This is a genomic window from Jeongeupia chitinilytica (assembly GCF_014652315.1).
GTDB classification, from domain to species: domain Bacteria; phylum Pseudomonadota; class Gammaproteobacteria; order Burkholderiales; family Chitinibacteraceae; genus Jeongeupia; species Jeongeupia chitinilytica.
The window spans coordinates 373213-389348 of the sequence record NZ_BMYO01000002.1 but is presented as its reverse complement, the minus strand read 5'-3'; the positions used below and the strand labels follow the sequence as shown (position 1 = coordinate 389348).

Annotated in this window: 13 protein-coding genes; 1 reads left to right on the top strand and 12 read right to left on the bottom strand. The window is 62.5% G+C overall.

The features are described 5' to 3' along the window. Positions 1-21: 21 nt before the first annotated feature. From sucC to IE097_RS04890, 11 genes are all read right to left on the bottom strand, one after another. On the bottom strand, positions 22-1185 hold the full coding sequence (sucC, locus tag IE097_RS04940) for an ADP-forming succinate--CoA ligase subunit beta (RefSeq protein WP_189459029.1): 1164 nt from the start codon (positions 1183-1185) through the stop codon (positions 22-24). A gap of 58 nt (positions 1186-1243) precedes the next feature. Next, positions 1244-2677 carry a dihydrolipoyl dehydrogenase gene (gene lpdA, locus IE097_RS04935; protein WP_189459028.1) on the bottom strand — a complete coding sequence of 478 codons (1434 nt, stop codon included), beginning with the start codon at positions 2675-2677 and terminating at the stop codon, positions 1244-1246. A gap of 69 nt (positions 2678-2746) precedes the next feature. Beyond that, positions 2747-3970, bottom strand: coding sequence for a 2-oxoglutarate dehydrogenase complex dihydrolipoyllysine-residue succinyltransferase (gene odhB / locus IE097_RS04930; protein ID WP_189459027.1), 1224 nt, complete (start codon positions 3968-3970; stop codon positions 2747-2749). 76 nt (positions 3971-4046) lie between these two features. Next, complete coding sequence (locus IE097_RS04925; protein WP_189459026.1) at positions 4047-6860, bottom strand: 2-oxoglutarate dehydrogenase E1 component; 2814 nt, start codon at positions 6858-6860, stop codon at positions 4047-4049. Between the two features lie 97 nt (positions 6861-6957). Next, positions 6958-8244 carry a citrate synthase gene (gene gltA, locus IE097_RS04920; protein WP_189459025.1) on the bottom strand — a complete coding sequence of 429 codons (1287 nt, stop codon included), beginning with the start codon at positions 8242-8244 and terminating at the stop codon, positions 6958-6960. A 43-nt stretch (positions 8245-8287) separates the two neighbouring features. Next, a complete protein-coding gene (locus IE097_RS04915) occupies positions 8288-8533 on the bottom strand; it encodes an FAD assembly factor SdhE (protein WP_189459024.1) in 246 nt (81 codons plus the stop codon). 36 nt (positions 8534-8569) lie between these two features. Next, the gene (locus tag IE097_RS04910) at positions 8570-9280 is read right to left on the bottom strand and encodes a succinate dehydrogenase iron-sulfur subunit (protein ID WP_070525598.1); all 711 of its coding nucleotides are present in this window, start codon (positions 9278-9280) and stop codon (positions 8570-8572) included. 13 nt (positions 9281-9293) lie between these two features. Then, positions 9294-11066: a succinate dehydrogenase flavoprotein subunit gene (sdhA, locus tag IE097_RS04905; RefSeq protein ID WP_189459023.1), complete on the bottom strand. Its 1773-nt coding sequence runs from the start codon at positions 11064-11066 to the stop codon at positions 9294-9296. After that, entirely contained in the window at positions 11066-11413 is a 348-nt protein-coding gene (gene sdhD, locus IE097_RS04900; RefSeq protein WP_189459022.1) for a succinate dehydrogenase, hydrophobic membrane anchor protein, read from the bottom strand. Before sdhD ends, sdhA begins: the two co-directional genes overlap by 1 nt. Beyond that, complete coding sequence (gene sdhC, locus IE097_RS04895) at positions 11407-11781, bottom strand: succinate dehydrogenase, cytochrome b556 subunit (protein ID WP_189459021.1); 375 nt, start codon at positions 11779-11781, stop codon at positions 11407-11409. The genes sdhD and sdhC overlap by 7 nt, the downstream gene beginning before the upstream one ends. A gap of 152 nt (positions 11782-11933) precedes the next feature. After that, positions 11934-12659 (bottom strand): GntR family transcriptional regulator, encoded by a 726-nt coding sequence (locus tag IE097_RS04890; protein ID WP_268247078.1) that lies wholly within the window; start codon positions 12657-12659, stop codon positions 11934-11936. A gap of 237 nt (positions 12660-12896) precedes the next feature. Between IE097_RS04890 and IE097_RS04885 the strand changes: the two genes are divergently transcribed. Next, positions 12897-13877 carry a malate dehydrogenase gene (locus IE097_RS04885; RefSeq protein ID WP_189459019.1) on the top strand — a complete coding sequence of 327 codons (981 nt, stop codon included), beginning with the start codon at positions 12897-12899 and terminating at the stop codon, positions 13875-13877. Positions 13878-14026: 149 nt separating this feature from the next. Here IE097_RS04885 and nagE read toward each other — a convergent pair whose 3' ends face one another. Continuing rightward, on the bottom strand, positions 14027-16033 hold the full coding sequence (gene nagE / locus IE097_RS04880) for an N-acetylglucosamine-specific PTS transporter subunit IIBC (RefSeq protein WP_189459018.1): 2007 nt from the start codon (positions 16031-16033) through the stop codon (positions 14027-14029). Positions 16034-16136 lie beyond the last annotated feature (103 nt).

Sequence of the window (16136 nt, the reverse complement as noted above, 5' to 3'; positions counted from 1 at the left end):
TCCTTATCCGTATGCAGGTGATCAGGCCAGCGCAGCGACGATCTTCTCGGCCGCGTCGTTCAGGCCCTGGGCCGAAGTCAGCTTCAGGCCCGATTCGTCGAGCAGCTTGGCGCCGAGTTCGGCGTTGTTGCCTTCCAGACGAACCACGACCGGCACGGTCACGTTCACTTCCTTGACGGCAGCGATGATCGCTTCGGCGATCATGTCGCAACGGACGATGCCGCCGAAGATGTTGATCAGCACGCCCTTGACCGATTCGTCGGCCAGGATCAGCTTGAACGCTTCGATCACGCGCTCCTTGGTTGCGCCACCGCCGACGTCGAGGAAGTTGGCTGGCTGGCCGCCCTTGAGCTTGATGATGTCCATCGTGGCCATGGCCAGACCGGCGCCGTTCACCATGCAGCCGATGTTGCCTTCCAGTGCCACGTAGTTCAGTTCGAACTCCGACGCCTTCACTTCACGCTCGTTTTCCTGCGACTTGTCGCGTTGCGCCAGCAGTTCCGGGTGACGGTACAGGGCGTTGGAGTCGAGGTTGATCTTGCCGTCGACGCAAGCCAGTTCGCCGTTTTCGCGCAGCGCCAGCGGATTCACTTCGAACAGCGCGAAGTCGTTCTCGATGAAGGCCTTGGCCGCGCCGAGGAACAGCTTGGTGAACGCGGCGACTTGCGGACCTTGCAGGCCGAGCGCGAACGCAGCGTCACGGCCCTGGAACGGCTGAGCGCCGACCAGCGGATCGATTTCGATCTTGATGATCTTTTCCGGGGTCTCTTCGGCCACCTTCTCGATCTCGACACCACCTTCGGTCGACACCATGAAGACGACGCGCTGGCTCGAACGATCGACCACGGCGCCCAGATACAGCTCGCGCTGCACCGGGTACATGTCTTCACACACCAGCACCGAGTGCACCGGCTGGCCGGCTGCGTCGGTCTGGTAGGTCACCAGGTTGGTACCGATCAGGGTCTTGGCGACTTCGGCGGCTTCTTCGCGGCTCTTCACCACCTTGACGCCACCGGCCTTGCCACGGCCACCGGCATGCACCTGGGCCTTGACCACGGCGAACTTGCCGCCGAGGGTGTCGTAAGCAGCAGCGGCTTCTTCGGCGCTGTTCGCCAGAATGCCCTTCTGTACCGGCAGGCCATACTTGGCCAGCAGTTCCTTGGCTTGATACTCGTGGAGATTCATCTCGTGTATTCCTCAGTCAGGAAAAATACGGAACGGTCGTCGCCGTTCCGCTGGTTAATCAGCTGTGCAGACCACGCTTGTCGACGCCAAGCGCCGCTTCATGCAGCGACTCGGACAGCGACGGGTGGGCGTGGACGATACGGGCAATGTCTTCGGACGATGCGTTGAACTCCATCGCCACCACGGCTTCGGCGATCAGTTCGGACGCGAACGGACCGATGATGTGGACGCCGAGGATGCGGTCGGTCTTGGCATCGGCCAGCATCTTGCAGAAGCCGGCGACTTCGCCGAGGCCCAGCGCGCGGCCGTTCGGGCTGAACGGGAACTGGCCCTTGCGGTAGTCGACCCCTTCGGCCTTCAGTTGCTGCTCGGTCTTGCCCACCCATGCCATTTCGGGGCTGGTGTAGATGACCCAGGGCACGGTGTTGAAGTCGATGTGCGGATGCTGCCCGGCAATGCGCTCGGCCACAGCCACACCTTCTTCCGACGCCTTGTGCGCCAGCATCGGGCCGCGAACGACGTCACCGATCGCCCAGACGTTCGGCAGGCTGGTCCGGCATTCGCCGTCGACAGCGATGAAGCCGCGCTCGTCGACCGGCAGCCCCACGCCTTCGGCCGCGAGGTTCCAGGTGTTCGGCACGCGGCCGATCGCGACGATGAGCTTGTCAAAGGTGATGCTGTGATCCTTGCCTTCGCTGTCGGCGTATTCGACCTTGACACCCTTCTTGCCCGGCTCGACCTTGGCGATCTTGACGCTGGTGTTGATCTTCAGGCCCAGATCCTTGGTGAAGATCTTGTGCGCTTCCTTGGCGACGGCTTCGTCGGCAGCGAGCAGGAAACCCGGTGCGGCTTCGAGCACGGTGACGTCGGCACCGAGACGCTTCCACACCGAACCCATTTCCAGACCGATGACGCCGGCGCCGATCACGCCCAGTTTCTTCGGCACGGCCGGAATGGCCAGCGCACCTTCGTTGTCGAGCACGAGCTCGTTGTCGAACGGCACGCCCGGGAATGCACGCGGGGTCGAGCCGGTTGCGATGATCACATGGGTGGCTTCGACCACGTCGGTCTTGTCACCGTCGGCGACTTCAAGCTGCCAGCGGTCGCCGTTGCGACCGAGGATACGGCCGTGACCGTGCAGGCTGGTGACCTTGTTCTTCTTGAACAGGAAGCCGATACCCTGGGTCAGCTTGCTGACGATGCCGTTCTTGCGCTCGAGCATCTTGGCGACGTCGAACTTCGCACCTTCAACGGTAATGCCGTGCGCCGCGAACTTGTGCTCGATGCGCTCCCAGTTTTCCGACGATTCGAGCAGCGCCTTGGACGGAATGCAGCCGACGTTCAGGCAGGTGCCGCCGAGGCTGGCGTTGCCTTCCTTGTTCTTGAATTCGTCGATGCAGGCGGTACTGAAACCCAGTTGCGCAGCACGGATCGCTGCGATGTAGCCGCCGGGGCCAGCACCGATCACGACGACGTCGAATTGTTGCGACATGTTGTTTTCCTAAGCTGATGCGAGCCGTGCTCGCGCGTTCGGGCGGGTTGCCCCCCGCCCATTCCGGAATTACAGGTCCAGCAGCAGGCGGGCCGGGTCTTCGATCGCTTCCTTGATCGCCACCAGCGACAGCACCGCTTCGCGGCCGTCGATGATCCGGTGGTCGTACGACTGGGCCAGGTACATCATCGGACGGGCAACGATCTCGCCGTTCTCGACCACGGCACGTTCCTTGGTGGCGTGCATGCCGAGGATCGCCGATTGCGGCGGGTTGATGATCGGGGTCGACATCATCGAACCGAACGTACCTCCGTTCGAGATCGTGTAGGTGCCACCGGTAAGTTCGTCCAGACTCAGCTTGCCTTCCTGCGCGCGCTTGCCGAAATCGGCGATGGTCTTCTCGATGTCGGCCAGCGAGAGCTGGTCGGCGTTGCGGATCACCGGCACGACGAGGCCGCGCGGCGAGCCGACAGCAACACCGATGTCGAAGTAGCCGTGGTAGACGATGTCGTTGCCGTCAACCGAGGCGTTGACGATCGGATACTTCTTCAGCGCGTGCACGGCGGCCTTGACGAAGAAACCCATGAAGCCGAGCTTCACGCCGTGTTCCTTCTCGAAGCGGTCCTTGTACTTGTTCCGCAGGTCCATCAACGGCTTCATGTTGACTTCGTTGAACGTCGTCAGAATGGCGTTGGTTTGCTGCGACTCGAGCAGGCGCTCGGCCACGCGCTGGCGCAACCGGCTCATCGGCACGCGCTGTTCCGCGCGTTCCCCGGCAGCAACCGGTGCTGCGACCGGCGCGGCAGCCGGCTTGTTCAGCGCGTTCTGCACGTCTTCCTTCAGCACGCGACCGCCACGGCCGCTGCCTTCGACCTTCGACACGTCGACGCCGTTGTCGGCAGCAAGCTTCTTCGCTGCCGGCATCACGGCCGAACCGAAGCCGAGTGCCGAAGCCGGCACGCCGGCCGAAGCCGCGGCAGCTTCGATGCGCTGTTGCTGCTCGACGATGGCCGCGCTCGGTGCCGAGACAGCCGGCGCGGCTGCCGCCACCTTGGCTTCGGTGTCGATGGTCGCGATCAGTTCGTCGCTGCCGACGGTATCGCCTTCGTTCTTGATGATCGACACCAGCACGCCAGCCTGCGGTGCCGGGATTTCCAGCACGACCTTGTCGGTTTCGATGTCGATCAGGTTCTCGTCACGCGCGACGGCTTCGCCGGCTTTCTTCTTCCACGACAGCAGCGTGGCTTCGGTCACGGATTCCGGCAGCTGCGGCACTTTGACTTCGATGATCATTGATGTTTCTCCAATTCGTTCTAGCCTGGGGTCCGGCTTGAGGCGGTTCGGGGCGGCACCGCCGCCCCGCGGATGATTACAGCGTCAGCGCTTCGTCGACGAAGGCCTTGAGCTGGGCGGTGTGCTTGCTCATGTAGCCAACCGCCGGCGATGCCGACGACGGGCGACCCGCAAACTTGAGCGCCTGCTTCGGCGAGGTGCAGCCTTCGAGGCGATGACGGATCTGGTGCCAGGCGCCCTGGTTGCGCGGCTCTTCCTGGACCCAGACAACTTCGCGGGCGTTCGGATACTTCTCGAACTCGGCCTGCAGCTCTTCGGTCGGGAACGGATACAGCTGTTCGACGCGGACGATGGCGATGTCCTTGATCTCGCGTTCGGCACGTGCCGTGGCGAGGTCGTAGTACACCTGACCGGCGCAGACGAGGACGCGCTTGACCTTCTTGGCATCGAGTTCGGCGGTGTCGCCGATCACGTTGCGGAAGGCACCGCTGCTGAACTGCTCGATCGGGCTGGCGGCAAACTTCGCCTTCAGCAGCCGCTTGCTCATGATGATGATCAGCGGCTTGCGGACCGGACGCAGCATCTGGCGACGCAGTACGTGGAAGATCTGGCTGGCTTCGGACGGCTGCACGACCTGGACGTTGTGCTCGGCACACATCTGCAGGTAGCGCTCGACGCGGGCCGAGCTGTGCTCAGGACCCTGACCGTCGTAGCCGTGCGGCAGCATCATCGTCAGACCGCACAGACGGCCCCACTTGGTTTCGCCCGAGGTGATGAACTGGTCGATCACGACTTGCGCACCGTTGGCAAAGTCACCGAACTGCGCTTCCCAGATCACCAGCTCTTCCGGCGCCGACGAGGCATAGCCGTATTCGAACGCCAGCACCGCTTCTTCGTTCAGGATCGAATCGATGACGGTGAAGTGTGCCTGGCTGTCCGACAGGTGCTGCAGCGGGATGTAGGCGCCCTGGTCCCACTTCTCGCGGTTCTGGTCGTGCACGACGGCATGGCGGTGGTTGAAGGTGCCGCGACCCGAGTCTTCACCCGAAATCCGCACGGCGTAGCCTTCGGTCACCAGCGTTGCATAGGCCAGCGATTCGGCCATGCCGAAGTCGACCGGCGCATTGCCGGCAACCATTTCACCGCGTTCCTTGAGGATCTTCTCCACGTTGGCGCGCAGCTTGAAGTTTTCCGGCACGGCGTTGAACTTCTCGGCCAGACGCTGCAGGCCGCCCAGACGCACTGCGGTGTCGACCGGGTGGCGCCAGTGGTTGCCCATGTACTTGCCGAAGTCGATCGCGAAATTGCGCTTGTAGTCGGTCAGCGTGGTCTGTTCGACGTGTTCGCCGCGATCCAGCGCCGCGCGGTACGCGTCGATCATCTCGTTGGCTTCGGCTTCGGATACGACGCCTTCGGCCACGAGACGGTCGGCGTACTTCTTGCGCACGCCCGGGTGCTGGCCGATCTTCTTGTACATCATCGGCTGCGTGACGAACGGATCGTCCGCCTCGTTGTGGCCCCAGCGACGGAAGCAGACGATGTCGATGACCACATCCTTGCGGAAGGTCTTGCGGAACTCCATCGCGGCTTCGATCACCAGGCACACGGCCTCCGGATCGTCGCCGTTGACGTGGAACACCGGCGCTTCGACCATCTTCGCGATGTCGGTACAGTACAGTGTCGAGCGGTTGTCGCGCACGTCCGAGGTGGTGAAGCCGACCTGGTTGTTGACGACGATGTGCACGGTGCCGCCGGTACCGTAACCGCGCGTCTGCGACAGGTTGAACGTGCCCTGGTTGGTGCCCAGGCCGATGAAGGCCGAGTCGCCGTGGATCAGGACCGGCAGGACCTGATCGCCGGTCTTGTCGTTGCGGCGCTGCTGACGTGCGCGCACCGAACCGACGACGACCGGGTTGACGATTTCAAGGTGCGACGGGTTGAACGCGAGGCTCAGGTGCACCGGGCCGTTGGCCGTCGGAATGTCGCTCGAGAAGCCCATGTGGTACTTCACGTCGCCCGACGCCAGCTGCGTGGTGTAGCGGCCTTCGAACTCGCTGAACAGGTCACGCGGCTGCTTGCCGAGGATGTTCACCAGCATGTTCAGACGGCCGCGGTGGGCCATGCCGATCACGATTTCCTGCACGCCGGCAGCGCCGGACAGCTGGGTCAGGTAATCCATGGCCGGAATCAGCGAATCGCCGCCTTCGAGCGAGAAGCGCTTCTGGCCGACGTACTTCTTGTGCAGGTACTGCTCGAGCGTCTCTGCTGCGGTGACCTGCTTGAGAATGCGTTTCTTCTGGCCGGCGTTGTACTGCGAGGTCGAACGACGCGACTCGAACCATTGCTGGACCCAGTGCTTTTCGTCCGAACGGGTGATGTGCATGTACTCGAGGCCGATGCTGCCGCAGTACGTCTGCTTCAGGAAGGACAGCACCTCGGCGAGCGAGGCCTTTTCCATGCCGGCGATGTTGGTACCGAACACCTTGGCCTGGTCGGCATCCGAGAAGCCGTGATGCTTCGGATCGAGCTCGGCCACGTAGGTCTGGTCCATCCGGCGCAGCGGATCGAGCGCTGCGTTGCGGCTGCCGAGCACGCGGTAGGCGGAAATCAGTCGCAGCAGGTTGATCTGCTGGCGCACCGCCTTTTCGTCGGCGGCGCCGGCAGCGGCGACCATGCGCGGCTTGCGGGCCATCTGGCGGAACGATTCCTCGATCGGCGCACGCGGCACATCGCGCTCGATCGCGCCGGCCGTTTGCTGCAGCCGGTCGAAATACTCGCGCCATTTGCCGTCCACCGACGTCGGATCGGCGAGGTACTGCTCGTACAGTTCCTCGATAAACGGTGCATTCCCGCCGAAGAGGTGAGAACTAACCTGATACTCGGTCATCATTGTGGTTCTGTCCTGTCTATCTAGCCAGACGCAGCGGGTCTGATCGCCCGACTGCTATGGTATTGCGCCGCCCTCGGGGGGCGGCGCATCCACGCGGTTATCCGCGATTTTTGATATCTACGTAGTCGCGACGCGGCGAGCCGGTGTACAGCTGGCGCGGGCGGCCGATCTTCATTGCCGGATCCGAAATCATTTCGTTCCAGTGGCTGATCCAGCCGACGGTACGGGCCAGCGCGAAGATCACCGTGAACATCGACACCGGAATGCCGAGGGCGGTCAGCACGATGCCCGAGTAGAAGTCGACGTTCGGGTACAGCTTGCGCTCGATGAAGTACGGGTCTTCCAGCGCGATCTTTTCCAGCGCCATCGCCAGCTTGAACTTCGGATCGTTTTCGAGACCGAGTTCCTTCAGCACTTCGTCGCAGGTCTCTTTCATGATCGCTGCACGCGGATCCATGTTCTTGTAGACGCGGTGACCGAAGCCCATCAGCTTGTGGGTCTTGTTCTTCACGCCTTCCATGAACGCCGGAACGTTCTCGACCGAGCCGATCTCGTCGAGCATCTTCAGCACGGCTTCGTTGGCGCCGCCGTGCGACGGGCCCCACAGGCAGGCGATACCGGCGGCGATACATGCGAACGGGTTGGCACCCGACGAACCGGCCAGACGCACGGTCGAGGTCGACGCGTTCTGTTCATGGTCGGCGTGCAGGATCAGGATGCGGTCGAGTGCCTTCACCAGCACCGGGTTCGGCTCGTACGGCTCGCACGGCGTCGAGAACATCATGTGCAGGAAGTTGGCGGTGTAGCCCAGATCGTTGCGCGGGTACTGGAACGGCAGGCCCTGGTTGTAGCGGTAGCACATCGCGGCGATCGTCGGGATCTTCGAGATCAGGCGATAGATCGCCACACGACGGTGCTCCGGATCGTTGATGTCGAGGCTGTCCTGGTAGAACGCCGACAGTGCGCCGGTCACGCCGACCATCATGGCCATCGGATGTGCGTCACGACGGAAACCCTGGAAGAAGCGGGTCATCTGGTCGTGCACCATAGTGTGCTTGGTGACGACGCGAACGAAGTCTTCCTTTTGCTGCTTGGTCGGCAGCTCGCCGTAGATCAGCAGGTAGCACGACTCGAGGTAGTCCGAGTGTTCGGCCAGTTGCTCGATCGGATAACCGCGGTAATAGAGTTGGCCAAGGTCACCGTCGATGTAGGTGATCTGCGACTCGCACGCCGACGTGGCAAGAAAGCCCGGGTCGAAGGTGAACATGCCGGTCTTCGAAAAGGTACGGATGTCGACCACGCTCGGGCCGAGCGTCGCCGGCAGCACCGGCAGATCGATCGACTGCTCGCCGTTCTTGTAAGTCAGGGTGACCTTGTTTTCCATCTCTATAGGCTCCAGGTTGGGTGCGGGATCGGGCCCGCCACCGTTATCGTTGTGCTGCGCGGATGCGCTCGATCATCGGCACGAGTCGCGCATTGGGACATGCGACCGCACCGTTCACGTAGGCCAGGAAATCCTGGTCGGGAAGCAGCAGCACGTCCCCGTAGAGCGCCAGCTCGGCCTCCGACAGCGTCGGCAGCACCTCGGCAACAAAACGCTCCAGCTGCAGATCCAGCTCCAGCAGGCCGCGGCGCGAGCGCCACAGGATGCGTTTCAGCTCTACTTCTTCCATGCCGTACTTCCCCTTTTCAAATCGACCGATCCGTGATCAGGCGATGCGCTTGACCATCAGATCCTTGATCTTGCCGATCGCCTTGGTCGGATTGAGTTCCTTCGGGCAGACGTCGACGCAGTTCATGATCGAGTGGCAGCGGAACAGCCGGTACGGGTCTTCCAGATTATCCAGACGCTCGTTGGTCGCCGTATCGCGGGTATCCGCAATGAAGCGATAGGCGGCGAGCAGGCCGGCCGGCCCGACGAACTTGTCCGGGTTCCACCAGAACGAAGGACAGGACGTCGAGCAGCACGCGCACAGGATGCATTCGTACAGGCCGTTCAGCTCTTCGCGATCTTCCGGCGACTGCAGGCGCTCGCGATCCGGCGCCGGCGTGTCGTTGATCACGTACGGCTTGATCGAGTGGTACTGCTTGAAGAACTGGGTCATGTCGACGATCAGGTCGCGCACCACCGGCAGGCCCGGCAGCGGACGGATCTGGATCGGCTGCTTGAGCGTATCGATGTCGGTCACGCAAGCCAGACCGTTCTTGCCGTTGATGTTCATCGCGTCCGAACCGCAGACGCCTTCGCGGCACGAGCGGCGGAACGAGATCGCGTCGTCCACGACCTTGAGCTTGACCAGTGCGTCGAGCAGCTTGCGGTCGGTCGAGTCGAGTTCGACGGTGTAGTCCTTCATGTACGGCTTCGCGTCCTTTTCCGGATCGAAGCGGTAGATGCTGAATTTGACGGTACGGGTAGTCATTGATGCATTCCCCTCAGTAGGAGCGGGTCTTCAGGGCGATCGTATCGACCGACAGCGGCTTCATGGTCACCGGCTTGTACTTCAGCTGGTTGCCGTCGCGATGCCACAGCGTGTGCTTGAGCCAGTTCTGGTCGTCACGGCCGTTCGGGCGTTCCGGGGTGTCTTCGGCGTCGTCACGGACGTGGGCGCCGCGCGATTCGGTGCGGGCATCGGCCGAGATCATCGTCGCCTTGGCGACTTCGATCAGGTTTTCGAGCTCCAGCGCTTCGAGACGTGCGGTGTTGAAGGTCCTGGACTTGTCGGCGATCTCGATGGTCTTGACCATCTTTTCGACTTCCAGAATCTTCGCCACGCCTTCGGCCAGCATGTCCTTGAAGCGGAACACGCCGCAGTGTTTCTGCATGGTGGCCTGCATTGCGGCACGGGCATCGTTGACCTGCGTACCGTTGCTCTGCTGGTTCAGACGCTCGACGCGGGCCAGCGAACGCTCGACGTCGCCAATCGCCAGCGGCGGCAGATCCTTCGGCGCCGTCTTGATGAAGTCGATCATCGAGTTGCCCGAGCTCTTGCCGAACACCAGCAGGTCGAGCAGCGAGTTGGTACCGAGGCGGTTGGCACCGTGCACCGAGGCGCAGGCCACTTCGCCGGCGGCGTAGAAACCGGTCACCGGCTTCTCGTCGACGATGACTTCGCCCTTGTAGTTGGTCGGAATGCCGCCCATCTGGTAGTGGCAGGTCGGCACGACCGGGATCGGTGCCTTGATCGGGTCGACGTTGGCGAACTTGATCGAGATTTCGCGGATGCCCGGCAGCTTGGACTTGATGACTTCCGGGTCCAGGTGGGTAATGTCGAGCAGCACGTGATCCTTGTTCGGACCGCAGCCGCGACCTTCGTTGATCTCGGTGACCATGGCGCGCGATACGACGTCACGCGAGGCCAGATCCTTGGCGTTCGGTGCGTAACGCTCCATGAAGCGCTCGCCGGCCGAGTTGCGCAGGATGCCGCCTTCGCCGCGAACGCCTTCGGTAATCAGCACACCGGCACCGGCCACGCCGGTCGGGTGGAACTGCCAGAACTCCATGTCTTCGAGCGGGATGCCCGCACGGGCCGCCATGCCGAGGCCGTCACCGGTATTGATGAAAGCATTGGTCGACGAGGCGAAGATGCGGCCGGCACCACCGGTCGCGAACAGCGTGGCCTTGGCCTGGAATACGTAAACTTCCGACGTTTCCATTTCCATGGCGACGACGCCCTGGACATTGCCCTGCTCGTCGCGAACGAGGTCCAGTGCCATCCATTCGACGAAAAACTGGGTGTTGGCGCGCACGTTGCGCTGGTACAGCGCGTGCAGCATGGCGTGACCGGTACGGTCAGCGGCGGCACAGGCGCGGCGGACCGGCTTCTCGCCGAAGTTCGACATGTGGCCACCGAACGGACGCTGATAGATCGAGCCATCGGCGTTGCGGTCGAACGGCATGCCGAAGTGCTCGAGCTCCACAACGACATTCGGTGCTTCGCGGCACATGAACTCGATCGCGTCCTGGTCACCGAGCCAGTCCGAGCCCTTGACGGTGTCGTACATGTGCCAGTGCCAGTGGTCGGGCTCGGAATTGCCGAGCGACGCCGACACACCGCCTTGAGCGGCAACGGTGTGCGACCGGGTCGGGAACACCTTGGAGAGGACGGCCGTCTTCAGGCCGGCTTCGGACAATTGCAGCGCTGCGCGCAGGCCCGCGCCACCGGCACCGACGATGACTGCATCGAACTTACGAACCGGAACCGACATTACGCACCCCACACGACTTTAACCGAGTAAACAAAGCTGGCGACGAGCCAGAGGATCGTCAGCACATGCAGCGTCAGACGCACGCCGGTGTGATAGGCGTAATCCATCCAGATGTCGCGGGTACCGACCCAGGCGTGCCACAGCAGCGCGACGATGGTGACGGTGGTCAGCACCTTGACCCAGGTACAGGCAAACAGCGCCTGCCAGGCTTCGAACGAAGCGCCCGAAGCGAACAGAACGAATGCGGCAACGGCAATGCCGTAAACCAGCATGATGACGGCGGTCACGCGCTGGACCAGCCAGTCGCGCAGACCGTAATGCGCGCCGACAACCTTGCGATTTACCATGCGACCACCCCGATTACGACAGTAAGGACAAGACTGACAGCCATGACGAGCTTGGCGCTGAGGCGCGCCGTCGGCAGATCGACACCCTTGTGGATGTCCATCAGCAGGAAGCGGGTACCGGCACAGGCGTGATGCAGCAGCCCCCACAGCACGACCAGCAGGCCGAGCTTGACGAAGGGATTGCCGATGCAGGACTTGAAGGCGGCAAAACGTTCAGCGGAGGACAGCGAACCTTCCAGCGCGTACAAAATGAAAGGGATCGACAGAACCAGCAGCGCACCACTGATGCGATGCAGGCCGGACACGATGGCAGGCAGGGGAAACCTGATCTGCCACAGTGCCAAGTGCTTGGGGCGTGTTTTATTCATACGCGCTTTCCTCTCCGAGTATTGAAGCCGGCTTTCGCCAGCACCTTTTGTGAGCCCGCTGTCGCGACACCGCGACCATCAGGCGACATTCTGTCAAACCCGGGCCGGGCGCACACTGCGGCTTTCCCGACCCTTCCCAACTCCATCCCGCTTCAGGCCTGCATCTGCGCCGGCGGCTCGAACGCCCAGCGTTCGGTCTTCATCCACGCCACGCTCCACATTTGCGGACGGCCTTCGAAATCCTTGGCCAGCCGGACCACCTGCAGCAGCGCCTCGTTCAGTTCGCAATGCAGCAGTCTGGCCTCCGCCTGTGACGCCGGCATTGCCTTGTAGCGCACCTCGGCATCCTTCAGGCGCACACCGAAATCCCGCCAGCACAGCTCGCGCACGTCGCCCTTCAGTTCGCGAATCCGCCGGACATCGAGCTCGGGAAAACCGGCTTCCGGCAACAGCATTTCCTCTATCCCGACCAGCTCGCCCGCCACACGCACATGCCGGCGAATCTGCCACAGCGCAGCGCCGCGGCGCAGACCGAGGATTTCGGCCAGCTGCTCACCGGCGTGGATCTTCACGCAGCCGAGCAACTCGAACTTCGGCGCCTCGGCCCCTTCGCCGGACAGGCCGGTGAAGCGCCCGCGCGCAAGGAAATCATTGGCCCCCTCGACGAAAGTGCCGACCCCCTGGCGCCGGTACAACAAGCCTTCCGCTACCAGCGCATCCAGCGCCTTGCGAACCGTCCCCTGACTGACGCCGAAGCGCTCGCCCAACTCGATCTCGCTCGGCAACGCCTCGTCCTCGCGCCAAGCACCTGCCTCGACGGAGGCCAGCACTTCCCGCATCACTTGCCGGTAGAGAGGTTGAACTGTGAGCTTGCGCATAAGTATGTGGAACGCTTTTTATCATGTTGTCGGCACGGAGTCTACTACAGTCTTATATAAGACAACAGATGAACGACGCTTTGTCGGCTGAAACGCCGCAGCCTGCACACAGCCTGATATCGCGTGATAAACTGCCCCGGTTTCAAGCACACCCCCTTTCATGCGTGCAATGCCGTTTTGTGATGCATTGCCGTAGTCAGTAGACGGCGGACAACCGCCGAGTTTCGGAGTGAACCAATGAAAAAACCCGTACGCGTCGCCGTTACCGGCGCAGCCGGCCAGATCGGCTACAGCCTGCTGTTCCGCATTGCTTCCGGCGCCATGCTCGGCCCGGACCAGCCGGTCATCCTGCAGCTGCTGGACATCACCCCCAGCCTGCCGGCACTGAACGGCGTCGTCATGGAACTGGACGACTGTGCATTCCCGCTGCTGCACGGCATCATCCAGAGCGACGACCCGAAGGTCGCGTTCAAGGACGCCGACATCGCCCTGCTGGTTGGCGCCCGCCCGCGCGGCCCGGGCATGGAACGCAAGGACCTGCTCGAAGCCAACGGCGCCATCTTCACCACCCAGGGTCGCGCCCTGAACGAAGTCGCCAGCCGTGACGTCAAGGTGCTGGTGGTCGGCAACCCGGCCAACACCAACGCCTACATCGCAATGAAGAACGCACCGGACCTGAACCCGGCCAACTTCACCGCGATGATGCGCCTCGACCACAACCGCGCACTGACGCAAATCGGCCAGAAGACCGGCAATGCCGTCACCGACGTCAAGAAGATGATCATCTGGGGCAACCATTCGGCCACCCAGTACCCGGACATCTTCCACGCCGAAGTGAAGGGCCAGAACGCAGCCGGTCTGATCAACGACCAGAAATGGCTCGAAGGCGAGTTCATCCCGACCGTACAACAGCGCGGCGCCGCGATCATCAAGGCACGCGGCCTGTCGTCGGCCGCTTCGGCCGCCAATGCCGCCATCGACCACATCCGCAACTGGGTCTTGGGCACGCCGGAAGGCGACTGGGTCACCATGGGTGTACCGGCCAACGGCGAGTACGGCTACAGCGACCTGATCTACGGCTACCCGGTCACCTGCAAGGATGGCAAGTACACCATCGTCGAAGGTCTGGAGATCAGCGAATTCAGCCGCGCCCGCATGGATGCGACTGCAAAGGAACTGTCGGAAGAACGTGACGCGATCAAGCACCTGCTGGGCTGATCCGCCTCACCAGAAAAACGGGCCTTGCGGCCCGTTTTTTTACGCCCGGAGTTGACGCATGCATCCATTCCAACCAGACCAGATGCAATAAAAAAACCCCGGCCTGAACCGGGGTTTTTTATTGCACCACCCGGAGGTGGCAGCAGCGCTTACTTGGCCTTCAGCGTGTACAGCTTGGTCTGACCGGCAACCACCGAACCGGTCGCGACATTGGCCACGCCGGCGAACTGGTCGACGTTGCTGACGATCACCGGACTGATGACCGACTGGGCATTCTGCTCGAGGTAAGCCAGATCGAGCTCAAGCACCGGATCACCCGCGTTGACACGAGCACCCTGCTCGGCCAGACGCTTGAAGCCCTGACCACCCAGCTTCACGGTATCGACACCGATGTGCACGATCAGCTCGGCACCGTTGTCGGCCAGCAGTGCAAACGCGTGGTTGCTGTTGAAGATCTTGACGATCGTACCCGCCACCGGCGCGACCACGAGCTTGCCCGTCGGACGAACTGCAACGCCCTCGCCCACAGCCTTGCTGGCAAATGCCGGATCCGGCACCTCTTCCAGCGGCACCACATCACCGGTAATCGGCGACACCAGCACCAGATCACCAGCAGCGACCTTCGGAGCGGCAGCCGGTGCCGCGACGGCGGCAGCTGCTGCTACCGGAGCGGCGGCAACACCACCCTTCAGGCCACGCATCGCATCGGCAACCAGCTCGGCCTTCGGTCCGATGATGATCTGGACGTTTTCCTTGTTCAAGCGAACCACACCCGACGCACCCAGACGCTTCGCCGCAGCTTCATCCACCAGCGCCGAATCCTTCACGCCCAGACGCAGACGGGTGATGCATGCGTCGATCGATGCGAGGTTGGCGTTACCGCCGATGGCCTGCAGGTACCCGGCAGCCAGCGATGCGTTGTCCGACGCAACCGGCGCAGCAGCGGGAGCAGCAGCGTCACCGCCGACTTCGTCGTCTTCGCGACCCGGGGTCTTCAGGTTGAAGGCACCGATTGCGGCACGGAAGGTCACGTAGTAGATCACGAAGAACACGATGCCTTGCGCGATCAGCATGTACCAGTCACGGGCCAGCGGGTTACGCGACGACAGCACCATGTCGACCAGACCGGCACTGAAACCGAAACCGGCAATCCACTGCATCGAAGCAGCGATGTACACCGACACACCGGTCAGGAATGCGTGCAGCAGGTACAGCGGCGGCGCAACGAACATGAACGAGAATTCGAGCGGCTCGGTCACACCGGTGAAGAACGCGGCGAATGCAGCGGCAATCATCAGCGACGCAACGCGCGCCTTGTTCGCCGGCTTGGCAGCGTGGTAGATCGCCAGCGCAGCGCCCGGCAGACCGAACATCATGATCGGGAAGAAACCGGCCTGATAACGACCAGTGATACCGAGCACGGCCTTGCCTTCGGCCAGCGACTTCGCGCCACCGAGGAAGTTCGGGATGTCGTTGATGCCGGCGACGTCGAACCAGAACACCGAGTTCAGTGCGTGGTGCAGACCGACCGGAATCAGCAGGCGGTTGAAGAACGCGTAGATACCGGCACCGGCACTGCCCATGCCCTGGATCGTTTCACCGAAGTGGACGAGGCCGTTGTAGATCACCGGCCAGATGATCATCATTGCAAAGGCAACGAAAATCATCACGAACGAGGTGACGATCGGAACCAGACGCTTGCCGCTGAAGAACGCCAGCGCCTTGTGCAGTTCGACATGGCTGAAGCGGTTGTAGAGCTCGGCGGTGATCACACCGGTCAGAATACCGACGAACTGGTTGTTGATCTTGCCGAAGGCAGCCGGAACGGCCTTGGGATCGATCCCCTGTATCATTGCAACCGCGCCCGGAGAACACAGCTTGGTCAGCACATAGAAGCCAACCAGGCCGGCCAGCGCCGCAGCACCGTCCTTGTCCTTGGACATACCGTAGGCCACACCAACCGCAAACAGGATCGGCATGTTGTCGATGATCGCGGCGCCTGCCGTAATCAGGAAGGCGGCAACCGCACTGTTGCCGCCCCAACCCGTCGGGTCGATCCAATAACCGATACCCATCAGGATCGCGGCGGCCGGCAGCGTTGCCACCGGCACCATCAGCGCGCGGCCGATTTTCTGTAAATACCCTAGAACGTTCACACCCTACCCCCTTTATCGCGTTCACAGCAGGACGCCACCGAGTGACCCCGCCTCCACCTGACGAGCCGCTTCCTGATGGAAACGGCGTCACCGATAGTGACTA

Excerpts from the sequence above, each read along its gene's own strand:
- sucC (WP_189459029.1), bottom strand. The coding sequence starts at position 1,185 with ATGAATCTCCACGAGTATCAAGCCAAGGAACTGCTGGCCAAGTATGGC.
- lpdA (WP_189459028.1), bottom strand. The coding sequence starts at position 2,677 with ATGTCGCAACAATTCGACGTCGTCGTGATCGGTGCTGGCCCCGGCGGC.
- odhB (WP_189459027.1), bottom strand. The coding sequence starts at position 3,970 with ATGATCATCGAAGTCAAAGTGCCGCAGCTGCCGGAATCCGTGACCGAA.
- IE097_RS04925 (WP_189459026.1), bottom strand. The coding sequence starts at position 6,860 with ATGATGACCGAGTATCAGGTTAGTTCTCACCTCTTCGGCGGGAATGCA.
- gltA (WP_189459025.1), bottom strand. The coding sequence starts at position 8,244 with ATGGAAAACAAGGTCACCCTGACTTACAAGAACGGCGAGCAGTCGATC.
- IE097_RS04915 (WP_189459024.1), bottom strand. The coding sequence starts at position 8,533 with ATGGAAGAAGTAGAGCTGAAACGCATCCTGTGGCGCTCGCGCCGCGGC.
- IE097_RS04910 (WP_070525598.1), bottom strand. The coding sequence starts at position 9,280 with ATGACTACCCGTACCGTCAAATTCAGCATCTACCGCTTCGATCCGGAA.
- sdhA (WP_189459023.1), bottom strand. The coding sequence starts at position 11,066 with ATGTCGGTTCCGGTTCGTAAGTTCGATGCAGTCATCGTCGGTGCCGGT.
- sdhD (WP_189459022.1), bottom strand. The coding sequence starts at position 11,413 with ATGGTAAATCGCAAGGTTGTCGGCGCGCATTACGGTCTGCGCGACTGG.
- sdhC (WP_189459021.1), bottom strand. The coding sequence starts at position 11,781 with ATGAATAAAACACGCCCCAAGCACTTGGCACTGTGGCAGATCAGGTTT.
- IE097_RS04890 (WP_268247078.1), bottom strand. The coding sequence starts at position 12,659 with ATGCGCAAGCTCACAGTTCAACCTCTCTACCGGCAAGTGATGCGGGAA.
- IE097_RS04885 (WP_189459019.1), top strand. The coding sequence starts at position 12,897 with ATGAAAAAACCCGTACGCGTCGCCGTTACCGGCGCAGCCGGCCAGATC.